Here is a 20,587-nt window from a genome sequence, read left to right as displayed (position 1 = left end):
TAAGAGACGAACCATGCTTCGCCAACACATGTTTTCTCGTTTTGTTTGTAGTATAAAAAATAATCCATTCGATTTTATATACGTCTTATTTTATGCTGGGATCCTGGCAACTCTTGCGATGGTCCTGGTCAATCCAGATGAAGCGCTGAAGGTATTTATTTTCTCCACGGCCCTGTCTCTGCCGCTGATAGGAAAAAATATAAAGCATGTGTGCAGTAACAAACAAAATCTGGTTTTGCCATTTATGTTGTTGCTTTTCGGTTTAGTCCAGATTATTTGGGTAGAAATATTTAAACAACCTGGCTCAGCCTTTACCGGTGCCTATCGTTCATACCAGAACGGTGGCAAAGTGATGATTTTTGCCGCACTGGTTATGACAGCTCTGACCACGCGAGAGCCGTGTGCTAACAAAACTCGCATTACCAGTCTCTGGACGATTCTTACCGCAATAGGCTTGTATCTTTTCGCAAGCTACGAGGCTGCCGGAGCACCAGATATTATGACCTACCGTGTTGCGCTGGGCTTTGAACACCAAACCGGCACAGCCTACGCTCTGACGCTAATTGCATTATTAGCGTCTCAGGCCATTATTAATCTCCGTCTAAAACACACCGTTGCACTCTATCTGTTACATTTTTTGATATCGCTGGCAGTCATCATCACAACGCAAACTCGGGCTGCTATTTTGGTATACCCGATCCTGAGTGTCGGCCTATTCCTGATGTACTATCGTCACAACCGCACCATGCTATTAAGGGCACTGCTGGGTTTTGTAATACTGGTGGGAGTTGCTTCGATTCCCTTAAAACCAATCATTGAAAGCCGCTACCAGAACTTCCTGGTCGATCTGCACTCTTATAATCAAAACAATAGTAATACTTCTATCGGCGCGCGACTGGCGATGCAACGGGCAGGGATTGAATCTGGGAACGGTCATGACTGGGGGCAGTCACTTGAACAACGCGGAGCAGAAATTCAGCGACTTGCCGTGCAAGATACTTCCTTACAAGGGGCACTTGAGTTCATTAACGTCCACCTGCATAACGAAGTCATTGATACCTTTTCGCTAAAGGGCATCCCTGGGGTTGTTGTGTTACTCTTGCTCTATATCGCCATGTTTTTAACAGCTTACTGGCAACGTAGTCCCTTGTTGTTCGTTATCTCAGGCGCAATCGCTATCTATGGCTTGAGTGATTTATTATTGTATGCCAAAGGTGAAGCCCTGAGCAGCGTACTGGCGTTATGTGTAGCAGCAGTACTGAGCTCGAATCCAACAAGAGAACGATGCCATGGTTAACGCTTCCGGTTATTTACTGAGCATTATTATACCTACATACAACAACGCTGAACTCATCACAGCGACGTTGGCGTCTATACATCAGAGCATCACTGATGATGTAGAGGTAATAATTGTTAATGATGGCTCTACGGATTTAACCGAAGAGCGTATAAATGCGTTTTACCGCGAAAAAGATTGCCATAATGTTAAATATATAAGCCAAAAAAATCAGGGCGTTGCAATCACCCGTAACGTTGGGCTTGCCCATGCGACAGGGAAATATATTGGTTTTGTAGACAGTGATGATATTGTCTGCCAGAATTATTTCACAATTCTCCTGCCTAAGTTAAGAGACGAAAAATATGACATTATCGAATTTAACTTAACTCGAGATATAAACAATTTGTATAAAAACGTGCCGGAAATGGAAAACAACATTGCCCAGCGCGAAATAATATTATCAGATGACAATTACGCCCCTCTGTTACCAACATTCAAGGCTGGGCAATGGCATCTGATGACAAAAATCTTTCACCGCAATATCATTGGTAGCGATAAGTTCGAGGAACATCATCGCTACGAAGACGTGATTTTTTGCCCATTCCAGTATTTTAAATGTCATAAGATTCTAAAAATCGAGAATAAGCTATATTACTACCGAGTAAATGATAAAAGCATTACCGAGAACATTATTGATAGTGACGCTGACAGCATCTTCTTTGCTATGCGAAAAATGTATAAATATATTAATGAAAATAGATCTAAGCGTACTGTTGCGACATTTATGATTATCAATTGTTTTCTCGAAGGACGTAAAATTTTACGCAAGAAAAAGGGCTATTATCGTTATAGCGAAAGTATGCTAAATGACATTCAGAATGCACTTGCATGCTGCGATACGAAAATCGTTAAGAAGAAAATAATTCTGAAGATGAAATATCCCCATATCGATCGTTCTATTTCTGAAACAAGATATAAGATACTATCTGCTTGTAAAAGCTTATTCTTGCGAAAGGGATTTTAACATGTTTGAAAAAGTTGACCGGGTTCTTATTTGCAAGCTCAAGTTTTATGGGGATGTTCTCCTAACTACACCTGTTATTGCCAGCATTCGGGCTCGTTATCCGCAAGCTAAGATCGATCTGCTACTCTATAAAGATACCAAAGCAATCTTAGCCGCCCATAAAGATATTAATAATTTTTATCTGATTGAGAAAAAGCAAGGCCTGCTGTCAACAGTGAAAAATTACCTTTCAGTGCGTAAACAACTGAAGAAAAATCACTACGACCTGATCGTTAACCTCACCGAACAATGGCCGATCGGCGCTCTTATAGCCTCTTTACGTTGCCCTTCAATTGCTTTTGAGCGCGAAAAAGATCTGTGGAATCGACTTTTTACGCGAGTAACGCCATTCATTGGAACGCATATTGTTGAACAAAATTTATCTATTCTAAAAGGTATCGGGTTTAGCGAAACAGAACTGAAGAAAGAGATGTCTCTTTGTTATCGCCCTGACGACTATCAACATTTAGTTACCCAACTCCCGGCATTGCCTTCACAAAAATATGTCGTTATTCAACCCACTGCCAGACAAGAGTTTAAATGCTGGGATGATGATAAATTCGCGCATGTTATAGACCACCTGCATCAACGAGGTCTGCACGTCTATCTTACCTGTGGTCCAGCGCTAGGTGAGCAGCAGCAGGTTCAGCGCATTGCTGAACTGTGTCAATCTTCCCCTGACCTGACGCTGGCAGGTAAAACCACCTTTTTGCAGTTGGCTGCATTGATCGATCATGCAGTTCTGTACATTGGCGTCGATTCTGCTCCTATGCATATGGCAGCGGCGCTAAAGACACCACAGGTCTGCCTGTTTGGCGCCACCAATTATCAACAGTGGAAGCCATGGTCGGATAAAGCCTTATTGATTTGGGCTGGCGATTATCATCCGATGCCTTCTCGGGATGAACTCGACAGATCAAAAAAATATCTCACATGGATACCGGAGCAAGCCGTGATTGACGCTATCGATACGGTACTTCATGATAGTGACAATATAAAAGGTAATGAGAAAACATAAATGGACAGCAAAAAAAACGTTATTAACATTGCTTACTGTACAGATGCCAATTATCTGGAGTATGTGGCAGTGTCCATTATGTCTGTCATAATGAACAACCCGGGGCAAAACCTGTCATTTTTCGTTTTTGTCTATGACGTTACTGACGAAGAAATCAAGAAACTGCGCTCAACCAGTGATAAAATTCAGGTTATCAATATAGATAAAGAAGAGATTGAAAAGTATAACAATGACTTTGCAATCAAACACCTGAACCGTTCTACCTATATGCGTCTGGCCGTACCGCGCTTACTAAAAGATAAGGTTGAACATTTTATCTATTTAGATGCTGATACACTATGTTTTGATAAGCTCAATGATATTGGTAGCATTGATATTAGCAACGTCATTTGTGCTGTCAGTCACGACTCTCTCGATATTCACGATACAAAAAATGCCAAGCGTCTGGGCCTGAGTACTGGTAATTATTTCAACGCCGGTTTTTTGTATATCAATATTGAAAACTGGGTCAAGTATGATATTGAAAATAAAGCAAACACGGTGTTATTTGAACAAGGTAAATCCTTACCTTACTTTGACCAGGATGCATTGAATATCGCAATGGACGGTAACGTTAAGTTTATTGATAACAGATGGAATTTTTTGTTCAACTGGTTTACCGATCAACAAAAAGAGATATTCTTCTACCAAAAAGATATTCTGCCAAGAATTATCCACTTCACTGGTGGAAGGAAGCCCTGGTATAAAGAACATACTGGGCTTTCACAGCAACTTTATCTTTTCTACCATCATTTCACACCATGGCGAAACACAGAAATGCGTTCTTATGCTCCACGCATGAGACCTACTGATTATCGGGTCTATTCACGCCAGGAAGCTAAAAAAGGGAATTATTGCGCCTCGATCAAATGGTATTTGAAATACCTTAAGACTAAATTACGTTAATAAAAAACTCCCTTACGGGAGTTTTTTTACTTACTTTTTAATTTTTCCCGCAAATAACCAATATAGCTTATTACCGAGGCGAAATACTTCCCTTGTAATCTTTCATGCCTTGATTTCTTTTTATATTGTTTTGGCGTTCTGGCTGGTAGCAATGGAACATCCGCCCAAGGTGAAGCCTTCCAGGCCTCAACAAAGTACTGTGCCGAAGGATAGTTTGCCCAAGAGTTCCACGGCTTAGTCACGCCAACATAGTGAATTAGAACAGTATCAGGTGTAATATATTCTTTATATTTCGCAAGATCTCTGCTTTTTAATTCTTGCTTAATTCCATAGATAGCATTGAACCTTCGCTCCAGAAAAAGTACTTTTTTAAAGAAAAGAATATTCAAGACATCCTGATCCGGGAATGAAAGTTTATTATTTTTGTCTAATAAGATATCAAAAGCTGCATTGATAAAATTCTGCTCTTTCCACTTTTTTAGGTTTGCAAATATGACACCTGAATTGAAATAATCTTTATTTATCTCAATATCTCTGGCAGGGCTATCATCCACATCGGTAATTACCGCTGCAACATATTCTCCAAGATCAATCTGCGTGAGTTCAAAAAGTGAACCTTTACACATTACATCCGCATCAATGTATAAAAGTGAATCAATTTTCTCACCAAGATATTCAAAGGCAATAAACCTGAAGTACATTGCGTGTGACCAGGCGTGACCACTTGGCAAAACTTTTAACCCATTAGCATCCATAACATAAATTGAGATGTTTGTGGAAAATTGCTCTGCTAATTTAGCTATCCGCTGCTGGTAATCAGCATCAATGTAGTCAGTAAAAAGATGAAAATGGATATTTAAATCTTTATTATTCAATAGTACCGATGTCATCGAAATTGCAGCACCAAACATAAAATTCCTGTCAACACCCCAGGCGATGTTAAGTTGTATTTTCTGTTCGGTCGGCGCTTGATTAAACTCAAGTATCTTTTTTATAGACTGATGACAATCAAAGTTCATTCGCTACACCTATTTAATCGATTATCAATAAGTTACTGTTTCTATATTCAATATGCTTTTGAATTGTGTAACTTATTTTTTATATACATTACATGACTAAGTACCGAGCGAATATATTTACGCTGCACTCTTTCATGCCGTGACTTACGTTTATACAACTTTGCCGTATTTGCATTTAACAAGGATTGTTCCGCCCATGCGGATTTTTTATATGCTTCGATGAAGTATTTAGCTACCGGATATTTAGCCCATGTATGCCATGGTTTAGTGACACCGACGTAATGTATTAAAACAGTATCCTCAGTAATATAATCCTGGTATATTTTATCGTTTTTATTTTTTAATTCCTGATCTACACCATAAATACAGTTAAAATCTCGTCTCAGGAAAATCACATTACCAACGAACAATATATTTAGGACATCTTGGTCAAAATACAGAAGTTCCTTTTGGCGTTTATCTAAGATAGAAAAAGCCTTCGTCAATAACTGCTGCTCACGCCAAACTTCCAGATTCGCAAACACCACTCCGGAGTTAAAGTACCCATTACTCAGTTCAGGAATACCGAGCCTATTGCCGGACTTAGTACGTACTTCATCAATATCATTGATAACAGCGGCATATTCTCCACAGAAATTAATCTCGGTAAGCTCGCGAAGAGAGCCTTTGCAAATAACATCTGCATCAAGATACAGTACGGAGCTTAACTCTGTGCTTAAATATTCAAATGCGAAATAACGATAGTACATTGCATAAGTCCATGCTTTTGTACTCGGCAGTTCACGAAACGCCGCGTTATCGAACACAAGAACCGTCACAGTCGTACTATACATTTGGGTCAGGCGTTTTACACTCTTCAGATAATCGTCATCTATATAGTCTGTTACTATATAAAAGTGAATATCAATATCAGGGTTATTCACTAATACTGAGGTCATTGAAATACCAGAGCCAAATAAAAAATTACGGTCGACACCATACGCAACACTTAATTTTTTACTCTTCTCATGCGTAGAGCTGTCTATGACGTGTTTTTGGATAACTAGCTTTTGGAAATCAATGTTCATAGTAAAATGGCCTCAAACTTTATCTGTGATTTATAGCGCTTTTCTTATTGTTCTTTGTCTTATTTTTTGCGCTTTTGTGACAGCCTGTTCAAACAACCTGACTTCCTGACGAAAGATTTCACGTAGTGGCTTCGAAAAATAGACACGTAAAAAACGGTAGATATCTCTGGACGTCAACCCGATCTCAAGTGAAGAGAAATAGAGTCCAATCAGATCCTTATCCCGCCAGCGGCGTGGCACATGCTGGCGTATTTGTGCACGATGCAAATCAATTACGGAAAGTTTGATATTCGCAACGTCTTCCGGCATCGGCTGCTGGAGCATGAAATGGCATATATAGCAATCCCGGTGATTTACCCCGCCCCGATGCATTTTACCCACCATTTCTGCCACCCGGGTAATAATTGTCCGTTTTAATACATAATCAGGGGGCTCAACTTTCCACCTTGCACAAAAATCTTCAAGGCTGATAGCAGGAGAGAGATCTTCAGTGATGATAAATGAGGTGCGCTCTAACGGATTCAGTCCTTTCTGCCCAAATGCCACGCCGGTCATGGTGTCAACATTCAGTTCTTGCAAGCGATGTATCGCCAGCCACTCACGGTCTGCGCCAAGTACAGGCATACGTAAAGATATAAGATTCTTCACCACTTCTTTAAGCGTGGTTCCATGATGATATTTAAGAAAATAACCCTTACCCATCATCTCAAAACGTAGGGTACGTCGTGTTTCCAGGGCGCGAAAAACCTCACCGTCCAGCTTAGCGACTTCAGTAAACGGGTCTTTTCCTTGCCACTGCGTGGCAAATGGTTCTTTTAATTCAATCATTCTTAGGACCTAAAATGATATCTGCAGCTTTATCTGCCAGGCTGTAGAGATCTTTTGTATCAGCAAAATGCCGTGCGTTCCCGGCCCAACGACTTCTCTGCTCATTATTTTGCAGCGCATCGAAAAGTGCTGTATTCAGATTTTCCTGCTCAAAAGGTTCAGGAATCACCACCCCACATTTGGCGGCGTTGATATAACCCGCATAGCCGCAAACTTCGGTAGTTAATACCGGCAGCCCGGCAACTACAGCTTCTAGCAAGACAATACCGGCGGCTTCCTGTACAGCTGGGTGAAGTAATAAATCAGCAGCAGACATCAATTCTGCTACATCGTCCCGCCCCGAGAAGAACTGCACTTGTTCTTCAACCCCCAATTGACGAGCCTGAGCGCGATAGCGATCGGCCTTATCCTGACCAACAACCATCAATCGTGTGCGGTGGCGAATGACATCAGGCAAAGAAGCCAACGCCTGTAATGTTCTTGGCACGCCTTTGCGTTTGAAATCGGAACCTACCTGTAAGAGCAAGAACTGATCGAGACCAATACCATTTTTTTCTCTAACAATCAGCCGGCTGTTTTCAGGTTGCTGGCTGTACTTTCTGTCAGGGTAGATTCCTGGAGGCAGAATACGAAAGCGCTGGCTCTCAGTTTGGTAATGATGTTTGAAGTCACCAATTTGTTTATCGGTTAACATCAAAAGCGTAGGGCCGACACCCTGCTGAAATACGGCTTTTTCAAATGCAGAGTAGTGTCGGTACCTGCGCGTCAATTTGTAGAAAAAGCCTTTCTCGCGGGCAACCTTTTCCGCATAGCAAACGTCCGCAGCGTAATACACATCCAGGCCAGGCATTTTATTAAAACCAACGACACGATCGACGGGATGTTGAGTTAAATAATTCTGAACCCACTGATAATATTGCTCGTTTTTCCCATGATTCGTTCTGGATGTAACGGGGACGAGTATAATCTCCAGCCCTTCCGGACGCTCGCCCTGCCATGACTGGGTAAATACCTGAACATGATGACCACGAGAAGCAACCGTCAGCGCTACCCGCAAGAAATCACGCTGTAACCCACCATAGGGAAAATACTTGTACAAACAAAAAGCAATATTCATGCATTAATATCCGCATCGCGTCGCCAGGCATATCAGGTTTGAAGCATCAGAATCGTGTAATCCTTGCCTAAAGCATCCAAAGATGACTTTCTGTGCTTTCGAAACGTTTCTGCCCGCTAGCTACCTGAAATTGCGCAGTAGTATATCATTTATTATCAAGCATTCCGAAATGAATATTTTTTAAACAAAAAACAAAATAAACCATTAAAAACATACAGATAAATAAGACACCAGTTCATCAGGAAACGCACACCGCACAAGAGGTTAAGACATATAAATGCGGCCATGTGCATTTTTGAAATAGCCATCAGCGAAATCAGTTCCCCACCAATTCCATCGTTTTGATACAACCTGGATAAAAATGATGGTAAAGCCATAGTTAAATACATAGAATCCCCAGCACATTCATAAGTCAGTTACCATTATGCTCGAATTGCTTTACACCGCCCTTTTCTACCTTATTCAGCCTTTGATCTGGATACGGCTTTGGGTGCGCGGACGTAAGGCTCCGGCCTACCGTAAACGCTGGGGCGAACGCTACGGCTTTTATCGCCGCCCGCTAAAACCCGGCGGGATCATGCTTCATTCGGTTTCTGTGGGCGAAACGCTGGCTGCAATCCCATTAGTTCGCGCTCTGCGTCACCGTTATCCCGACTTGCCGATCACGGTCACCACCATGACGCCAACCGGTTCCGAGCGCGTACAATCTGCTTTTGGCACTGACGTTCAGCATATTTATCTGCCTTACGATTTACCGGATGCCCTGAACCGTTTTCTGAATAAAGTTGACCCCAAACTGGTGTTAATTATGGAAACCGAGCTGTGGCCAAATCTGATCGCGGCACTCCATAAGCGTCACATTCCTCTGGTCATTGCCAACGCACGTCTTTCTGCTCGTTCAGCCGCTGGCTATGCGAAATTAGGTAAATTTATTGGCAGACTACTGCGTCGAATTACGTTAATTGCCGCACAAAACGAAGAAGATGGCGCACGTTTTATTACGCTTGGCGCCAGAAGCAATCAGGTCACCGTTACTGGCAGCCTGAAGTTTGATATATCCGTCACGCCACAACTGGCTGCAAAAGCGGTGACATTACGTCGTCAATGGGCTCCTCACCGCCCGGTATGGATTGCAACCAGCACCCACGACGGCGAAGAAAGCATCATCATCGCCGCCCATCAGGCGTTATTAAATCAGTTCCCGAATCTTTTACTAATTCTGGTTCCCAGACATCCTGAGCGGTTCCCGGATGCAATTAACCTCGTACGCCAGGCTGGGCTAAGCTATACCACTCGTTCTTCGGGTGAAGTTCCGTCCTCAGGCACTCAGGTTGTGATCGGCGATACCATGGGTGAGCTGATGTTGCTGTATGGCATTGCCGACCTTGCTTTTGTCGGCGGTTCACTGGTTGAACGTGGTGGGCACAATCCACTGGAAGCCGCAGCACATGCTATTCCAGTGCTGATGGGACCACATACGTTTAATTTTAAAGATATTTGCGCCCGCCTCGAACAGGCAAGCGGATTGATCACCGTCACCGACGCACCTACGCTGGTAAAAGAAGTATCTTCTTTACTGACCGATGCAGATTATCGTAATTTTTATGGCCGTCACGCAGTTGAAGTTCTGTATCAAAATCAGGGCGCGTTACAGCGTCTGCTGCAGCTGCTGGAACCTTATCTGCCACCCAAAACGCATTGAGGCAAGCCATGCAAAAACGGGCGATTTATCCAGGAACCTTTGATCCCATAACTAACGGCCATCTTGATATCGTGACGCGTGCGACCAGCATGTTCGATCACGTGATCCTGGCGATTGCCGCAAGTCCCAGTAAAAAACCGATGTTTACCCTTGAAGAGCGCGTCGAGCTGGCGCAACAGGCAACGGCGCATCTCGGCAATGTGGAAGTTCTGGGATTCAGCGACTTAATGGCAAATTTTGCCCGTGATAATCAGGCTAACATTCTGATCCGAGGCCTACGCGCGGTAGCAGATTTTGAGTATGAAATGCAGCTGGCGCACATGAACCGCCACCTAATGCCGCAACTGGAAAGCGTCTTTCTGATGCCGTCTAAAGAGTGGTCATTTATCTCATCGTCACTGGTGAAAGAAGTCGCCCGCCATCAGGGTGATGTGACGCACTTTCTGCCGGAAAACGTCCATCAGGCGTTAATGAGTAAGTTGAAGTAATGTGCCTGGCCGGATGCTGCATCCGGCCAGCAATGAAACTATTTCTGACAGCGACGGCAATAGAACGTTGTACGCTGGGCGTGTTTTGTCGCAACAATCGGTGCGCCACATGCGCGGCAAGGTTCACCTTCTCTCCCATAGACCTGCAGCTCCTGGGCAAAATAGCCCGGCTTACCGTCACTTTGCAGAAAGTCCTTCAGCGTCGTCCCGCCCTGCTCGATAGAACGCAGCAAAACCGCCTTGATAACGCGTACCAGCAGTTCACACTCATCTTTCGACAGCGATGATGTCAGACGGTCAGGATGGATACCAGCCGCAAACAGCGACTCGCTGGCATAGATGTTTCCCACCCCCACCACCAGCTTGTTATCCATCAGCCAGGGTTTAATCGCCGTTTTCTTCTTTGCACATTTCTGCTGTAGATAACCGGCGTTGAAATCGTCACTCAGCGGCTCAGGGCCAAGATGGGCGAGGACATTATGTCCATCCAGCTCTTTAGTCCACAGCCAGGCACCAAAGCGACGGGGGTCGGTATAACGTAGAACTTTGCCATTGCTCATCACTAAGTCAACGTGGTCGTGCTTATCTGCCGGAAGCTCTTCAGGAAGGATACGCAAACTACCCGACATCCCCAGATGAATGATTACCCAGCCATCCGGCAGCTCCAGAAGCAGGTATTTTGCGCGCCGCTGTACGCTCAGGACAGGTTTATCGCTCAGGCGATAGATTTCCTCTGATACCGGCCAACGCAAACGACCGTTACGCACAGTCGCGTGCATAATCGTTGCCCCCACCAGATGCGGCTCAATCCCACGGCGACTGGTTTCGACTTCAGGTAATTCAGGCATAGTATCTCCGGCGGTGTATCAGGTCTCATTAATATGGGGACGGCCAGAAAACAAAAAACCCCGCCGAGGCGAGGTTTTTTGCTACATCGAAACTAAAATTATTTGATTTTAGCTTCTTTGTACAGTACGTGCTGGCGTACAACTGGATCGAATTTTTTCAGTTCCAGTTTTTCCGGCTTAGTACGTTTGTTCTTCGTAGTGGTATAGAAATGACCAGTACCAGCAGAAGAAACCAGCTTGATTTTCTCACGAATACCTTTAGCCATGATTTATTTCCTCTTAGTACTTAGTACTTTTCGCCACGGGCACGCAGTTCAGACAGAACTGTTTCGATGCCTTTCTTATCAATTACACGCATACCTTTAGCAGATACACGCAGGGTGACAAAACGCTTCTCGCTCTCAACCCAGAAACGGTGAGAGTGCAGGTTCGGCAGGAAACGGCGTTTAGTCGCGTTCAGTGCGTGGGAACGGTTGTTACCGGTCACCGGACGCTTGCCAGTAACTTGGCAGACTCGGGACATGTCTATTCTCCAAAAATCAAATTAGCTCGAGCTTCGTATGGGGTATCGGCGCCTCGTCAGGCTTTACAGCCCGGTCATCGCATAGTTCTAAGTGAACTCTCGATTGCCAGGCCCAAATGCCAAACCCGAGATTCTCAAAGGTGGCGTAGTATACGCTGACCCGGCGTTATGCTCAAGTCCCGAACAGACAAAGATCCCGATGGATCGCGTAAAGTGCGTTAAATCCAACCGCGTTCCGCAAAAGAAACGTACTCTCCGCGCCCAATGACCAGATGATCAAGCACCCGGATATCCATGAACTGACAGCATTTCACAACACGCTCGGTGATGAGTTTATCTGCTTTACTCGGCTCTGCACACCCCGAAGGGTGATTATGCGCAAGGATCACGGCGGAAGCATTCATTTTTATCGCTTCGCGGACAATTTCTCGCGGATGTACCTCGACGTGGCTTAGTGTCCCGGAAAAAAGTTTGCTGTGTTTAATCACTTGATGTTGAGAATCCATAAAGATCACCAGAAAGATCTCGCGTTCCTCTTGCGAGAGCTGGCTTTGCAGAAATTCACGCGCCATTTCCGGGCTAAGTAAAGCACGCTCCTCTATCACTCGCACGTTGTAGTAGCGTCTTGCCAGCTCCGCAATACCCTTCAACTGTGCATACTTCGCGATACCGATTCCCGGAACATAGCTAAAATCCATGTAATCAGCAGACAACAAGCCATACAACGACTCAAAATGCTGAAGCATCTCTTTCGCTAGCGTAAGCACATCTTTACCCTGAATGCCGGTACGTAAAAAAAGCGCCAGTAACTCAACATCAGTCAGCGAACTGGCCCCCTGTGCCAACAGCTTTTCCCTGGGCATCATACTTCCTGTATTGTCCATATTTTTCCCTCCTTTCGCGTCCGCATAGTGGCATAACACCGACGGTGAATCGACGCGCTGTTTTCACTTCTTCGTAGTGCCTCGCAAAGTAGAAGGCGGTCAAAAGCACGACAAATTGCGGATTGTGATAAAATATCCGCCTTCTGGTGAAACCCAACAGGAAAGATCATGATGAGCCTGGCCGGTAAAAAAATCGTACTTGGCGTCAGTGGCGGTATTGCTGCGTACAAGACCCCTGAGCTGGTGCGTCGTTTACGGGAACGCGGCGCTGACGTCCGCGTGGCGATGACCGAAGCGGCAAAAGCATTTATTACTCCCCTGAGTTTACAGGCAGTTTCAGGTTATCCCGTTTCCGACAGCCTGCTTGATCCCGCAGCCGAAGCTGCGATGGGCCACATTGAGCTGGGAAAATGGGCCGATTTGGTCATCCTGGCGCCCGCTACAGCAGACCTGATTGCTCGTGTCGCCGCAGGTATGGCCAACGACCTGGTGTCAACGATTTGTCTGGCAACGCCTGCTTCTGTTGCTGTACTGCCAGCCATGAACCAGCAGATGTATCGCGCTGCCGCGACCCAGCACAATCTGGGTATTCTTGCCTCACGCGGTTTGCTCATTTGGGGCCCAGACAGCGGTAGCCAGGCATGTGGCGATGTCGGTCCTGGACGTATGCTGGATCCGTTAACGATTGTGGATATGGCGGCAGAACATTTTTCGCCTGTCAACGATCTGCAACATCTCAACATCATGATTACGGCGGGCCCGACGCGTGAACCGCTTGATCCCGTGCGTTATATTTCCAACCATAGCTCCGGGAAGATGGGATTTGCTATCGCGGCCGCTGCAGCAAAGCGCGGGGCAAACGTCACACTGGTATCGGGTCCGGTTTCGTTATCCACACCACCATTTGTTCAGCGGGTTGATGTGATGACCGCGTTGGAAATGGAAGCCGCTGTGCAGTCTGCAGTGCAACAACAGCATATTTTTATCGGCTGCGCTGCAGTCGCTGATTATCGCGCTGAAACTGTCGCCCACGAAAAAATAAAAAAACAAGCGACGCAGGGTGATGAATTAACAGTAAAAATGGTCAAAAACCCGGACATTATCGCCGGTGTTGCCGCACTGGATGCTAACCGTCCTTTTGTCGTTGGGTTTGCCGCCGAAACAAATAATGTGGAAGAATATGCCCGGCAAAAACGCATCCGCAAAAACCTTGATGTGATCTGTGCGAACGACGTTTCGCTGTCAACTCAAGGGTTTAACAGCGATAGCAACGCATTACACCTTTTTTGGCAGGATGGAGACAAAGTCTTACCGCTTGAGCGTAAAGAACTCCTGGGCCAATTATTACTCGACGAGATCGTGACCCGTTATGATGAAAAAAATCGACGTTAAGATTCTGGACCCGCGCGTTGGGCAACAATTTCCGCTCCCGACGTACGCCACTTCTGGTTCTGCCGGACTTGACCTGCGTGCTTGTCTTGATGACACCGTAGAATTGGCACCGGGCGCAACAACGCTGGTGCCAACCGGGTTAGCTATCCACATTGCCGATCCTTCTCTGGCAGCGGTGATGCTCCCGCGCTCCGGATTGGGCCATAAGCACGGTATCGTGCTGGGCAATCTGGTTGGTTTGATTGATTCCGACTACCAGGGCCAACTGATGGTGTCCATCTGGAACCGTGGTCAGGACAGCTTCACTATTGAGCCGGGCGAACGTATCGCGCAGATGGTATTTGTACCGGTCGTGCAGGCTGAATTTAATCTGGTGGAAGAGTTTGAAGCCACCGATCGTGGCGAAGGTGGCTTCGGCCATTCCGGGCGCAAGTAACCCGCAGAAAAGTATCCCATAGCGTAATAACGCAATAACACACCGCAAACAACAGTTTGCGGTCGCTGTGTGGATGCCTGCCTGGCAAGAGCTTATTTTCAGGGGTATTTTGTAACATGGTAGAAAAGCAAACTGCGAAAAGGAATCGTCGCGAAGAAATACTTCAGTCTCTGGCACTGATGCTTGAGTCCAGCGATGGTAGCCAACGCATCACCACAGCAAAGCTGGCAGCCTCAGTTGGCGTATCCGAAGCGGCATTGTATCGCCATTTCCCCAGCAAGACCCGTATGTTCGATAGCCTGATTGAGTTTATCGAAGATAGTCTGATTACGCGTATCAATCTGATTTTGAAAGATGAAAAGGACACCAGCGCGCGTCTGCGTCTGATCGTTCTGCTGATTTTAGGGTTTGGTGAGCGTAATCCGGGCCTGACGCGAATTCTGACCGGACACGCGTTGATGTTCGAGCAAGACCGTCTGCAAGGTCGCATTAACCAACTTTTTGAGCGCATTGAAGCGCAGTTGCGCCAGGTTCTGCGAGAAAAAAGAATGCGTGAAGGTGAAGGCTACACCGTGGATGAAACGCTTCTGGCCAGCCAGTTACTGGCTTTCTGCGAAGGTATGCTATCCCGGTTTGTACGTAGCGAATTTAAATACCGCCCAACGGATGATTTTGACACCCGCTGGCCGTTGGTTGCCGCTCAATTGCAGTAGCGATTTCGTCTTGTCCGGCCTACGTAAACCGTAGGCCCGGTAAATGCGTAGGCCGGATCAGCGCAGCGCTATCCGGCTGTCCTTATACACCGTATGCTTCGCGATAGGCTCGTACTGCCGCCAGGTGCTCCGCCATCTCCGGTTTCTCTTCCAGATACGCAATCAGGTCTTTCAGGGTGATAATAGAGATCACTTTGCAACCGTAATCACGTTCCACTTCCTGAATAGCGGAAATCTCGCCGCGACCGCGTTCCTGACGATCGAGAGAAATCAGTACCCCCGCCAGAGTGGCGCCATTCGCCTGGATAATTTCCATCGACTCACGAATCGCCGTACCTGCGGTGATAACATCATCCACCAGCATCACGCGCCCCTCAAGTGCGCTACCGACCAGATTGCCACCTTCACCGTGGGTCTTCGCCTCTTTACGGTTAAAGCAGTACGGCAAATCTTTATCGTGGTGTTCAGCCAGCGCAACGGCCGTTGTAGTCGCAATCGGAATACCTTTGTACGCTGGGCCAAACAGCAAATCGAACTCAATACCGGAATCCACCAGCGCTTCGGCGTAAAAACGGCCTAACAGAGCCAGGTCGCGCCCGGTATTAAACAGTCCGGCGTTGAAGAAATAGGGGCTTTTACGCCCGGATTTCAGCGTAAACTCGCCAAACTTTAGTACCTGCTTGCTAAGCGCAAACTCAATAAACTGGCGCTGATACGGTTTCATGGATTCGCTCCTCATCTCACTTTATTACAGACAAAAAAAAGGCGACTCATCAGTCGCCTTTAAAATCAATTTTCTAACGCCGCCTTCTGCGTCGCTACAATGGATTCGATTCCCCCTCGGGCCAACGCCAGTAGGGTGAGAAGTTCTTCATGGCTGAATGGCTCACCTTCCGCCGTGCCCTGAACCTCTATAATGCGACCGTCTTCAGTCATCACTACGTTCATATCGGTTTCTGCAGCAGAGTCTTCAACGTACTCGAGGTCACAGAGCGCTTCACCGTTAACAATGCCCACGGAAACCGCTGCGACCATCCCTTTCATCGGGTTAGTTTTCAGTTTACCGCTCGCGACCAGCTTGTTAAGCGCATCCGCCAACGCAACGCATGCACCGGTAATTGATGCGGTGCGCGTACCGCCATCTGCCTGGATAACATCGCAGTCCAGCGTAATGGTGAACTCACCGAGCGTCTTCAGGTCAACGGCAGCACGCAACGCGCGAGCGATCAGACGCTGGATTTCCATGGTACGACCGCCCTGCTTACCTTTCGCCGCTTCACGGGCGTTACGGGTGTGTGTGGCGCGTGGCAGCATGCCATATTCTGCGGTGATCCAACCCTGGCCCTGACCTTTCAGAAAACGCGGTACGCCTTCATCAATAGAAGCGGTACATAGCACTTTGGTATCACCAAATTCGACCAGCACGGAGCCTTCAGCGTGTTTTGTATAATTACGGGTCAGGGTGACGGGACGCACCTGATTGGCACTACGACCTGCTGGACGCATGATAAAATCTCCGGCTTGAAACGAATGTGGCTGCGCATTATACGGACTTCCGACTGTTATTCCTATCCTGACAAGACGTGGATGGCTATAATCCTCCCATCTCATCTTTAAAAACAGGAACGTCTATGATCCGCAGCATGACCGCCTACGCCCGGCGTGAAATCAAGGGTGAATGGGGTAGCGCTACCTGGGAAATGCGCTCGGTAAACCAGCGTTATCTGGAAACTTATTTTCGCCTGCCGGAGCAGTTCCGTAGTCTCGAACCCGTAGTTCGCGAACGTATCCGCACGCGTCTGACGCGCGGTAAAGTCGAATGTACGCTGCGTTTTGAGCCTGATGCCAGTGCACAAGGCGAGCTGATTCTGAATGAAAAACTCGCTAAACAGCTCGTTAGCGCTGCTAACTGGGTCAAAATGCAGAGTGATGAAGGTGAAATTAACCCGGTTGATATCCTGCGTTGGCCAGGCGTAATGGCAGCCCAGGAGCAAGATCTGGACGCCATTGCCGCCGAAATCCTCGCCGCGCTTGACGGTACGCTGGATGACTTTATCGTTGCGCGTGAAACCGAAGGTCAGGCACTGAAGGCGTTGATCGAGCAGCGTCTGGAAGGCGTCAGCGCCGAAGTGACGAAGGTACGTGCGCATATGCCGGAAATCCTGCAATGGCAGCGCGAGCGTCTGGTAGCCAAACTGGAAGATGCTCAGGTGCAACTGGAAAATAACCGCCTTGAGCAAGAACTGGTGCTGATGGCACAGCGTATCGACGTGGCTGAAGAACTGGATCGTCTGGAAGCTCACGTCAAAGAAACCTACAACATTCTGAAGAAAAAAGAGGCGGTTGGCCGTCGTCTGGACTTCATGATGCAGGAATTCAACCGTGAGTCGAATACTCTGGCATCGAAGTCTATCAATGCCGAAGTGACTAACTCCGCAATTGAACTGAAGGTATTGATCGAGCAAATGCGCGAGCAAATTCAGAATATCGAGTAAGTCACCATCTCACGTAGCCCGTCAATAAACGGCGGCGCTACGTGCTTTTCCCGACGCTATCAGTTCTCATCTATGCGACCAGACTTATATTTTCTCATCATTTATTGTCACCACTCATATCACAAAGCGCATGCCATAACGTGTTTACAACAATTTCGCATTAGCTGTAGTTATTAAAATCACTTCACCTTAGAAAATCTCAATCGTGACAGTGCGCACAAATCGTTAACCTTAGCCCCCAGCAAATCAGGGGGAATACATGCTGTTACACGTGTTATACTTAATTGGTATTACTGCCGAAGCCATGACCGGTGCGCTTGCGGCTGGGCGTCGTCGTATGGATACATTTGGCGTCATTATCATTGCCACCGCGACAGCCATTGGCGGTGGTTCAGTACGCGATATTCTTCTCGGCCATTATCCGCTCGGCTGGGTAAAGCACCCTGAATACGTCATTATCGTAGCCACTGCCGCGGTACTGACCACTATTATTGCTCCCGTGATGCCCTATCTGCGCAAAATATTCCTCGTACTGGATGCGCTGGGCCTGGTGGTCTTTTCTATTATCGGGGCTCAGGTGGCACTGGATATGGGCCATGGACCGATTATCGCCGTGGTCGCTGCGGTCACTACCGGGGTTTTCGGTGGCGTATTACGCGATATGTTCTGCAAACGCATCCCGCTGGTGTTCCAGAAAGAACTGTATGCCGGCGTATCATTTGCCGCTGCCGTGCTGTACATCGTGCTGCAGCATTATGTCTCCAGTCATGATGTGGTGGTTATCTCTACCCTGCTCTTCGGCTTTACCGCCCGACTACTGGCGCTGCGCCTGAAGTTAGGTCTGCCAGTATTTTACTATCGCCATGAAGGCCATTAAGGCATAAATCCCGCGATCCGCTGAGCAGCTAACCAGTTGCTCAGCGCTGTGACCTCTCGATCCTCCAGCCACTGAATAACCTGCCGTGCCCGCTGCTCCCCCATGAAAGGAAGCTGCCGCCAGCTTTGTTCATCGCGTTCTTGCAATTGCTGCCACGAACCATCCCTGCAGGCATTCAGCGTTGCCTGTGTTAACGGTATTCCCATGGCAATCACCCAGCGCGTGAACGGAAGATCGCGTGACAGGTTGAATTGATGCCATAACTTCTCCCCTTTGCTTACACCAAATGTGGACTGTAGTTGTTCCTGAGTTAGCCCGAGCCAGGAAAAGATATGCTCAAAACGATACACCTGGTGGAGCTCCCGCCATCCCGCCTCGCCGATGTCCTCCAGCCCCAGCACCTCTTTGGCCCCCAGCCAGACCAGTCTGGCAACAAACTGTTCCTGGCACTCCGCTGTGGCATAAAAACAGGTTAATGAATTGAAGCGCCCCTCAGGTGGCACTGGCTTACTACGCTGGGTACTGCGCCAGACCACCTCATCTATACGGGGGATCCCTTGTCCGGCCAGGCTCACCAGAATCTGATCGCCAGGCGCGATATCCCATTCATTCCAGCGTCGAACGGAGCCAATATTGACGCGCTGTACGCGTTTATCATCCAGCATGACGGGAGTCAGCAATGCTACCACCGCAATTTTCCCGCTTTTACCAACGGAGAACTGAATACCGGTTACCTCAGATACCCTGGCCACGGGAGGATATTTCCACGCAGCCAGCCAGTCTCCCTGTCCGGGTAGCCAGTATCGCGCCTGCGGCTCTTTTCCTGTTCGCACGACCACGCCATCAGTGACAAAAGGTAATCCTGAAGTCCACCACTTTGCTCGCACTTGCTCTACGTCATCCGCACTCTTCACGGCCTTGGTAAAATGTTGCGTGAAACTGAACCCGGCAGCAGTGAGCTGCTCCAGTCTTTCAGACATGACCGCAGGACCATCGGGCCAGGCCCAGATAAAAATAGCCAGCGAGCCTAATAATTCCTGATTGCTCTGGCGCATCATCAATCCAGCAACCTTCGAGCGGGTGTTCATTCCCCCTCTCTGCTTCTGAATATGCCCCTCTTGCTGCAAAAAAATCTCACCTTGCAACGTACTGTTAGCGAGATTCCCCTTGGTGGAATGTGGTACGGAAGGGATCTGAAGAACCTTTTGCGTCCAGTCTTCGCCTTTCAGGCCATTACCACGGCTAATCGCCCGTACCAGATTGCCATTGCGATAGACTAACGTCACTGCCACGCCATCCACCTTCGGTTGCACCCAGAGATCGCTGCGCGCGTGCATCCATTGCTGTAGCGCTTGCTTATCGGCAAGTTTTCGAACACCCGTGTGGGGAACGGGGTGCGATACTGTGCCACCCATTGGTGGCGCAGACAGATCTGGTGGAACTTCATCACCAAAACAGCGCTGCCATTGAATTAATTGCGCATTGAGCTGGTCATAAACGCCGTCATCTACGGCACTTTCACCCTGTTTCCAGTAACTGTCATTCCACTGTGTTATCTGCTGCTGTAGTCGTGAAATTTCCTCGTTTGCCCTGGCAGGTGACCAGACGGGGCATACCGCCCATGCGGGTAGATACCCCATTAGCAAAACCAGCCCTATGCCTTTCCATAATCCCATGTTACCTCCGCTGAGCACTGCATTTCCTGGCAGGTATAGCGCGAAATAATAGGGAAACAGAGCGGCAAAAAAGCATCCTGCGAGCAACGTTCCTGACATTTGCACGTATTGCTGCAAATCATCGATAAAACAGGAAACTGATACGCAAAACGCAATAAACATGCGCAAAAAGTGTGACAAGGGCTACGTCACATAGCGGCTACGTGTATAATAAGCC

General features: G+C 47.3%; 22 protein-coding genes. 11 read left to right on the top strand and 11 right to left on the bottom strand.

Annotation, left to right across the window (positions count from 1 at the left end):
• Window positions 1–13 precede the first annotated feature (13 nt).
• The 4 genes from OGV98_RS23325 to OGV98_RS23310 are packed head-to-tail and all read left to right on the top strand — an operon-like array spanning window position 14 to window position 4,305.
• On the top strand, window positions 14–1,297 hold the full coding sequence (locus OGV98_RS23325) for an O-antigen ligase family protein (protein ID WP_174328836.1): 1,284 nt from the start codon (window positions 14–16) through the stop codon (window positions 1,295–1,297).
• On the top strand, window positions 1,290–2,303 hold the full coding sequence (locus OGV98_RS23320) for a glycosyltransferase family 2 protein (RefSeq protein WP_138828028.1): 1,014 nt from the start codon (window positions 1,290–1,292) through the stop codon (window positions 2,301–2,303). Before OGV98_RS23325 ends, OGV98_RS23320 begins: the two co-directional genes overlap by 8 nt.
• A gap of 1 nt (window position 2,304) precedes the next feature.
• Window positions 2,305–3,360, top strand: coding sequence for a lipopolysaccharide core heptosyltransferase RfaQ (rfaQ, locus tag OGV98_RS23315; protein ID WP_138828029.1), 1,056 nt, complete (start codon window positions 2,305–2,307; stop codon window positions 3,358–3,360).
• Window positions 3,361–4,305, top strand: coding sequence for a glycosyltransferase family 8 protein (locus OGV98_RS23310; RefSeq protein WP_049002658.1), 945 nt, complete (start codon window positions 3,361–3,363; stop codon window positions 4,303–4,305). It begins immediately after the preceding gene.
• Window positions 4,306–4,331: 26 nt separating this feature from the next.
• On the opposite strand, the gene OGV98_RS23305 is transcribed toward OGV98_RS23310, so the two are convergent.
• The 4 genes from OGV98_RS23305 to OGV98_RS23290 are packed head-to-tail and all read right to left on the bottom strand — an operon-like array spanning window position 4,332 to window position 8,336.
• Window positions 4,332–5,324, bottom strand: coding sequence for a glycosyltransferase family 8 protein (locus tag OGV98_RS23305; protein WP_003844533.1), 993 nt, complete (start codon window positions 5,322–5,324; stop codon window positions 4,332–4,334).
• Window positions 5,325–5,371: 47 nt separating this feature from the next.
• Complete coding sequence (locus tag OGV98_RS23300; RefSeq protein ID WP_049002659.1) at window positions 5,372–6,391, bottom strand: glycosyltransferase family 8 protein; 1,020 nt, start codon at window positions 6,389–6,391, stop codon at window positions 5,372–5,374.
• Between the two features lie 30 nt (window positions 6,392–6,421).
• Window positions 6,422–7,219, bottom strand: a complete 798-nt coding sequence (gene rfaP, locus OGV98_RS23295; protein ID WP_279279133.1) for a lipopolysaccharide core heptose(I) kinase RfaP — start codon at window positions 7,217–7,219, stop codon at window positions 6,422–6,424.
• Window positions 7,212–8,336, bottom strand: a complete 1,125-nt coding sequence (locus OGV98_RS23290) for a glycosyltransferase family 4 protein (RefSeq protein ID WP_286552211.1) — start codon at window positions 8,334–8,336, stop codon at window positions 7,212–7,214. The genes rfaP and OGV98_RS23290 overlap by 8 nt, the downstream gene beginning before the upstream one ends.
• 424 nt (window positions 8,337–8,760) lie before the next feature.
• Between OGV98_RS23290 and waaA the strand changes: the two genes are divergently transcribed.
• Both waaA and coaD read left to right on the top strand, forming a co-directional pair.
• Window positions 8,761–10,038, top strand: a complete 1,278-nt coding sequence (waaA, locus tag OGV98_RS23285) for a lipid IV(A) 3-deoxy-D-manno-octulosonic acid transferase (protein WP_049002661.1) — start codon at window positions 8,761–8,763, stop codon at window positions 10,036–10,038.
• An 8-nt stretch (window positions 10,039–10,046) separates the two neighbouring features.
• On the top strand, window positions 10,047–10,526 hold the full coding sequence (gene coaD / locus OGV98_RS23280) for a pantetheine-phosphate adenylyltransferase (protein ID WP_003024099.1): 480 nt from the start codon (window positions 10,047–10,049) through the stop codon (window positions 10,524–10,526).
• Window positions 10,527–10,564: 38 nt separating this feature from the next.
• Here the strand turns inward: coaD and mutM are convergent, their stop codons facing one another.
• The 4 genes from mutM to radC form a co-directional block, all read right to left on the bottom strand.
• Window positions 10,565–11,374 (bottom strand): bifunctional DNA-formamidopyrimidine glycosylase/DNA-(apurinic or apyrimidinic site) lyase, encoded by an 810-nt coding sequence (mutM, locus tag OGV98_RS23275; protein WP_049002662.1) that lies wholly within the window; start codon window positions 11,372–11,374, stop codon window positions 10,565–10,567.
• A gap of 98 nt (window positions 11,375–11,472) precedes the next feature.
• Window positions 11,473–11,640, bottom strand: a complete 168-nt coding sequence (gene rpmG, locus OGV98_RS23270) for a 50S ribosomal protein L33 (protein ID WP_003024094.1) — start codon at window positions 11,638–11,640, stop codon at window positions 11,473–11,475.
• A gap of 20 nt (window positions 11,641–11,660) precedes the next feature.
• Window positions 11,661–11,897 carry a 50S ribosomal protein L28 gene (gene rpmB / locus OGV98_RS23265; protein ID WP_003024071.1) on the bottom strand — a complete coding sequence of 79 codons (237 nt, stop codon included), beginning with the start codon at window positions 11,895–11,897 and terminating at the stop codon, window positions 11,661–11,663.
• A 218-nt stretch (window positions 11,898–12,115) separates the two neighbouring features.
• Complete coding sequence (radC, locus tag OGV98_RS23260; RefSeq protein ID WP_003837605.1) at window positions 12,116–12,781, bottom strand: RadC family protein; 666 nt, start codon at window positions 12,779–12,781, stop codon at window positions 12,116–12,118.
• A 171-nt stretch (window positions 12,782–12,952) separates the two neighbouring features.
• Between radC and coaBC the strand changes: the two genes are divergently transcribed.
• The 3 genes from coaBC to slmA all read left to right on the top strand — a co-directional run bounded on the left by coaBC (window position 12,953) and on the right by slmA (window position 15,322).
• Entirely contained in the window at window positions 12,953–14,173 is a 1,221-nt protein-coding gene (gene coaBC / locus OGV98_RS23255; protein ID WP_003024066.1) for a bifunctional phosphopantothenoylcysteine decarboxylase/phosphopantothenate--cysteine ligase CoaBC, read from the top strand.
• Entirely contained in the window at window positions 14,151–14,609 is a 459-nt protein-coding gene (gene dut, locus OGV98_RS23250) for a dUTP diphosphatase (protein WP_049002665.1), read from the top strand. The genes coaBC and dut overlap by 23 nt, the downstream gene beginning before the upstream one ends.
• 116 nt (window positions 14,610–14,725) lie before the next feature.
• The gene (gene slmA / locus OGV98_RS23245; RefSeq protein WP_003024060.1) at window positions 14,726–15,322 is read left to right on the top strand and encodes a nucleoid occlusion factor SlmA; all 597 of its coding nucleotides are present in this window, start codon (window positions 14,726–14,728) and stop codon (window positions 15,320–15,322) included.
• An 82-nt stretch (window positions 15,323–15,404) separates the two neighbouring features.
• Here slmA and pyrE read toward each other — a convergent pair whose 3' ends face one another.
• Window positions 15,405–16,046, bottom strand: a complete 642-nt coding sequence (gene pyrE / locus OGV98_RS23240) for an orotate phosphoribosyltransferase (protein ID WP_003024058.1) — start codon at window positions 16,044–16,046, stop codon at window positions 15,405–15,407.
• 65 nt (window positions 16,047–16,111) lie between these two features.
• Window positions 16,112–16,828 carry a ribonuclease PH gene (gene rph / locus OGV98_RS23235; RefSeq protein ID WP_003024054.1) on the bottom strand — a complete coding sequence of 239 codons (717 nt, stop codon included), beginning with the start codon at window positions 16,826–16,828 and terminating at the stop codon, window positions 16,112–16,114.
• Window positions 16,829–16,953: 125 nt separating this feature from the next.
• On the opposite strand from rph, the gene OGV98_RS23230 reads away from it, so the two are divergent.
• Together OGV98_RS23230 and OGV98_RS23225 are read left to right on the top strand one after the other, a co-directional pair.
• Window positions 16,954–17,817, top strand: coding sequence for a YicC/YloC family endoribonuclease (locus tag OGV98_RS23230; protein ID WP_003024052.1), 864 nt, complete (start codon window positions 16,954–16,956; stop codon window positions 17,815–17,817).
• Between the two features lie 259 nt (window positions 17,818–18,076).
• Window positions 18,077–18,694, top strand: a complete 618-nt coding sequence (locus OGV98_RS23225) for a trimeric intracellular cation channel family protein (protein WP_003024049.1) — start codon at window positions 18,077–18,079, stop codon at window positions 18,692–18,694.
• Here OGV98_RS23225 and ligB read toward each other — a convergent pair.
• Window positions 18,691–20,370 carry an NAD-dependent DNA ligase LigB gene (ligB, locus tag OGV98_RS23220; protein ID WP_202580924.1) on the bottom strand — a complete coding sequence of 560 codons (1,680 nt, stop codon included), beginning with the start codon at window positions 20,368–20,370 and terminating at the stop codon, window positions 18,691–18,693. The two genes, OGV98_RS23225 and ligB, sit on opposite strands and share 4 nt — an antisense overlap.
• Between the last annotated feature and the right edge of the window lie 217 nt (window positions 20,371–20,587).

The organism is Citrobacter sp. Cf136, from assembly GCF_030333815.1.
GTDB lineage: Bacteria > Pseudomonadota > Gammaproteobacteria > Enterobacterales > Enterobacteriaceae > Citrobacter > Citrobacter freundii.
This window is presented reverse-complemented; position numbering and strand designations above follow the sequence as displayed.

What these genes read in the sequence shown, in the direction of transcription:
- OGV98_RS23325 (WP_174328836.1), top strand. Translation starts at nt 14, where the DNA reads ATGCTTCGCCAACACATGTTTTCTCGTTTTGTTTGTAGTATAAAAAAT.
- dut (WP_049002665.1), top strand. Translation starts at nt 14,151, where the DNA reads ATGATGAAAAAAATCGACGTTAAGATTCTGGACCCGCGCGTTGGGCAA.
- OGV98_RS23320 (WP_138828028.1), top strand. Translation starts at nt 1,290, where the DNA reads ATGGTTAACGCTTCCGGTTATTTACTGAGCATTATTATACCTACATAC.
- OGV98_RS23300 (WP_049002659.1), bottom strand. Translation starts at nt 6,391, where the DNA reads ATGAACATTGATTTCCAAAAGCTAGTTATCCAAAAACACGTCATAGAC.
- OGV98_RS23225 (WP_003024049.1), top strand. Translation starts at nt 18,077, where the DNA reads ATGCTGTTACACGTGTTATACTTAATTGGTATTACTGCCGAAGCCATG.
- slmA (WP_003024060.1), top strand. Translation starts at nt 14,726, where the DNA reads ATGGTAGAAAAGCAAACTGCGAAAAGGAATCGTCGCGAAGAAATACTT.
- coaBC (WP_003024066.1), top strand. Translation starts at nt 12,953, where the DNA reads ATGAGCCTGGCCGGTAAAAAAATCGTACTTGGCGTCAGTGGCGGTATT.
- OGV98_RS23230 (WP_003024052.1), top strand. Translation starts at nt 16,954, where the DNA reads ATGATCCGCAGCATGACCGCCTACGCCCGGCGTGAAATCAAGGGTGAA.
- coaD (WP_003024099.1), top strand. Translation starts at nt 10,047, where the DNA reads ATGCAAAAACGGGCGATTTATCCAGGAACCTTTGATCCCATAACTAAC.
- rfaP (WP_279279133.1), bottom strand. Translation starts at nt 7,219, where the DNA reads ATGATTGAATTAAAAGAACCATTTGCCACGCAGTGGCAAGGAAAAGAC.
- ligB (WP_202580924.1), bottom strand. Translation starts at nt 20,370, where the DNA reads ATGGGATTATGGAAAGGCATAGGGCTGGTTTTGCTAATGGGGTATCTA.
- radC (WP_003837605.1), bottom strand. Translation starts at nt 12,781, where the DNA reads ATGGACAATACAGGAAGTATGATGCCCAGGGAAAAGCTGTTGGCACAG.
- rpmB (WP_003024071.1), bottom strand. Translation starts at nt 11,897, where the DNA reads ATGTCCCGAGTCTGCCAAGTTACTGGCAAGCGTCCGGTGACCGGTAAC.
- OGV98_RS23305 (WP_003844533.1), bottom strand. Translation starts at nt 5,324, where the DNA reads ATGAACTTTGATTGTCATCAGTCTATAAAAAAGATACTTGAGTTTAAT.
- pyrE (WP_003024058.1), bottom strand. Translation starts at nt 16,046, where the DNA reads ATGAAACCGTATCAGCGCCAGTTTATTGAGTTTGCGCTTAGCAAGCAG.
- rpmG (WP_003024094.1), bottom strand. Translation starts at nt 11,640, where the DNA reads ATGGCTAAAGGTATTCGTGAGAAAATCAAGCTGGTTTCTTCTGCTGGT.
- OGV98_RS23290 (WP_286552211.1), bottom strand. Translation starts at nt 8,336, where the DNA reads ATGAATATTGCTTTTTGTTTGTACAAGTATTTTCCCTATGGTGGGTTA.
- rph (WP_003024054.1), bottom strand. Translation starts at nt 16,828, where the DNA reads ATGCGTCCAGCAGGTCGTAGTGCCAATCAGGTGCGTCCCGTCACCCTG.
- OGV98_RS23310 (WP_049002658.1), top strand. Translation starts at nt 3,361, where the DNA reads ATGGACAGCAAAAAAAACGTTATTAACATTGCTTACTGTACAGATGCC.
- waaA (WP_049002661.1), top strand. Translation starts at nt 8,761, where the DNA reads ATGCTCGAATTGCTTTACACCGCCCTTTTCTACCTTATTCAGCCTTTG.
- rfaQ (WP_138828029.1), top strand. Translation starts at nt 2,305, where the DNA reads ATGTTTGAAAAAGTTGACCGGGTTCTTATTTGCAAGCTCAAGTTTTAT.
- mutM (WP_049002662.1), bottom strand. Translation starts at nt 11,374, where the DNA reads ATGCCTGAATTACCTGAAGTCGAAACCAGTCGCCGTGGGATTGAGCCG.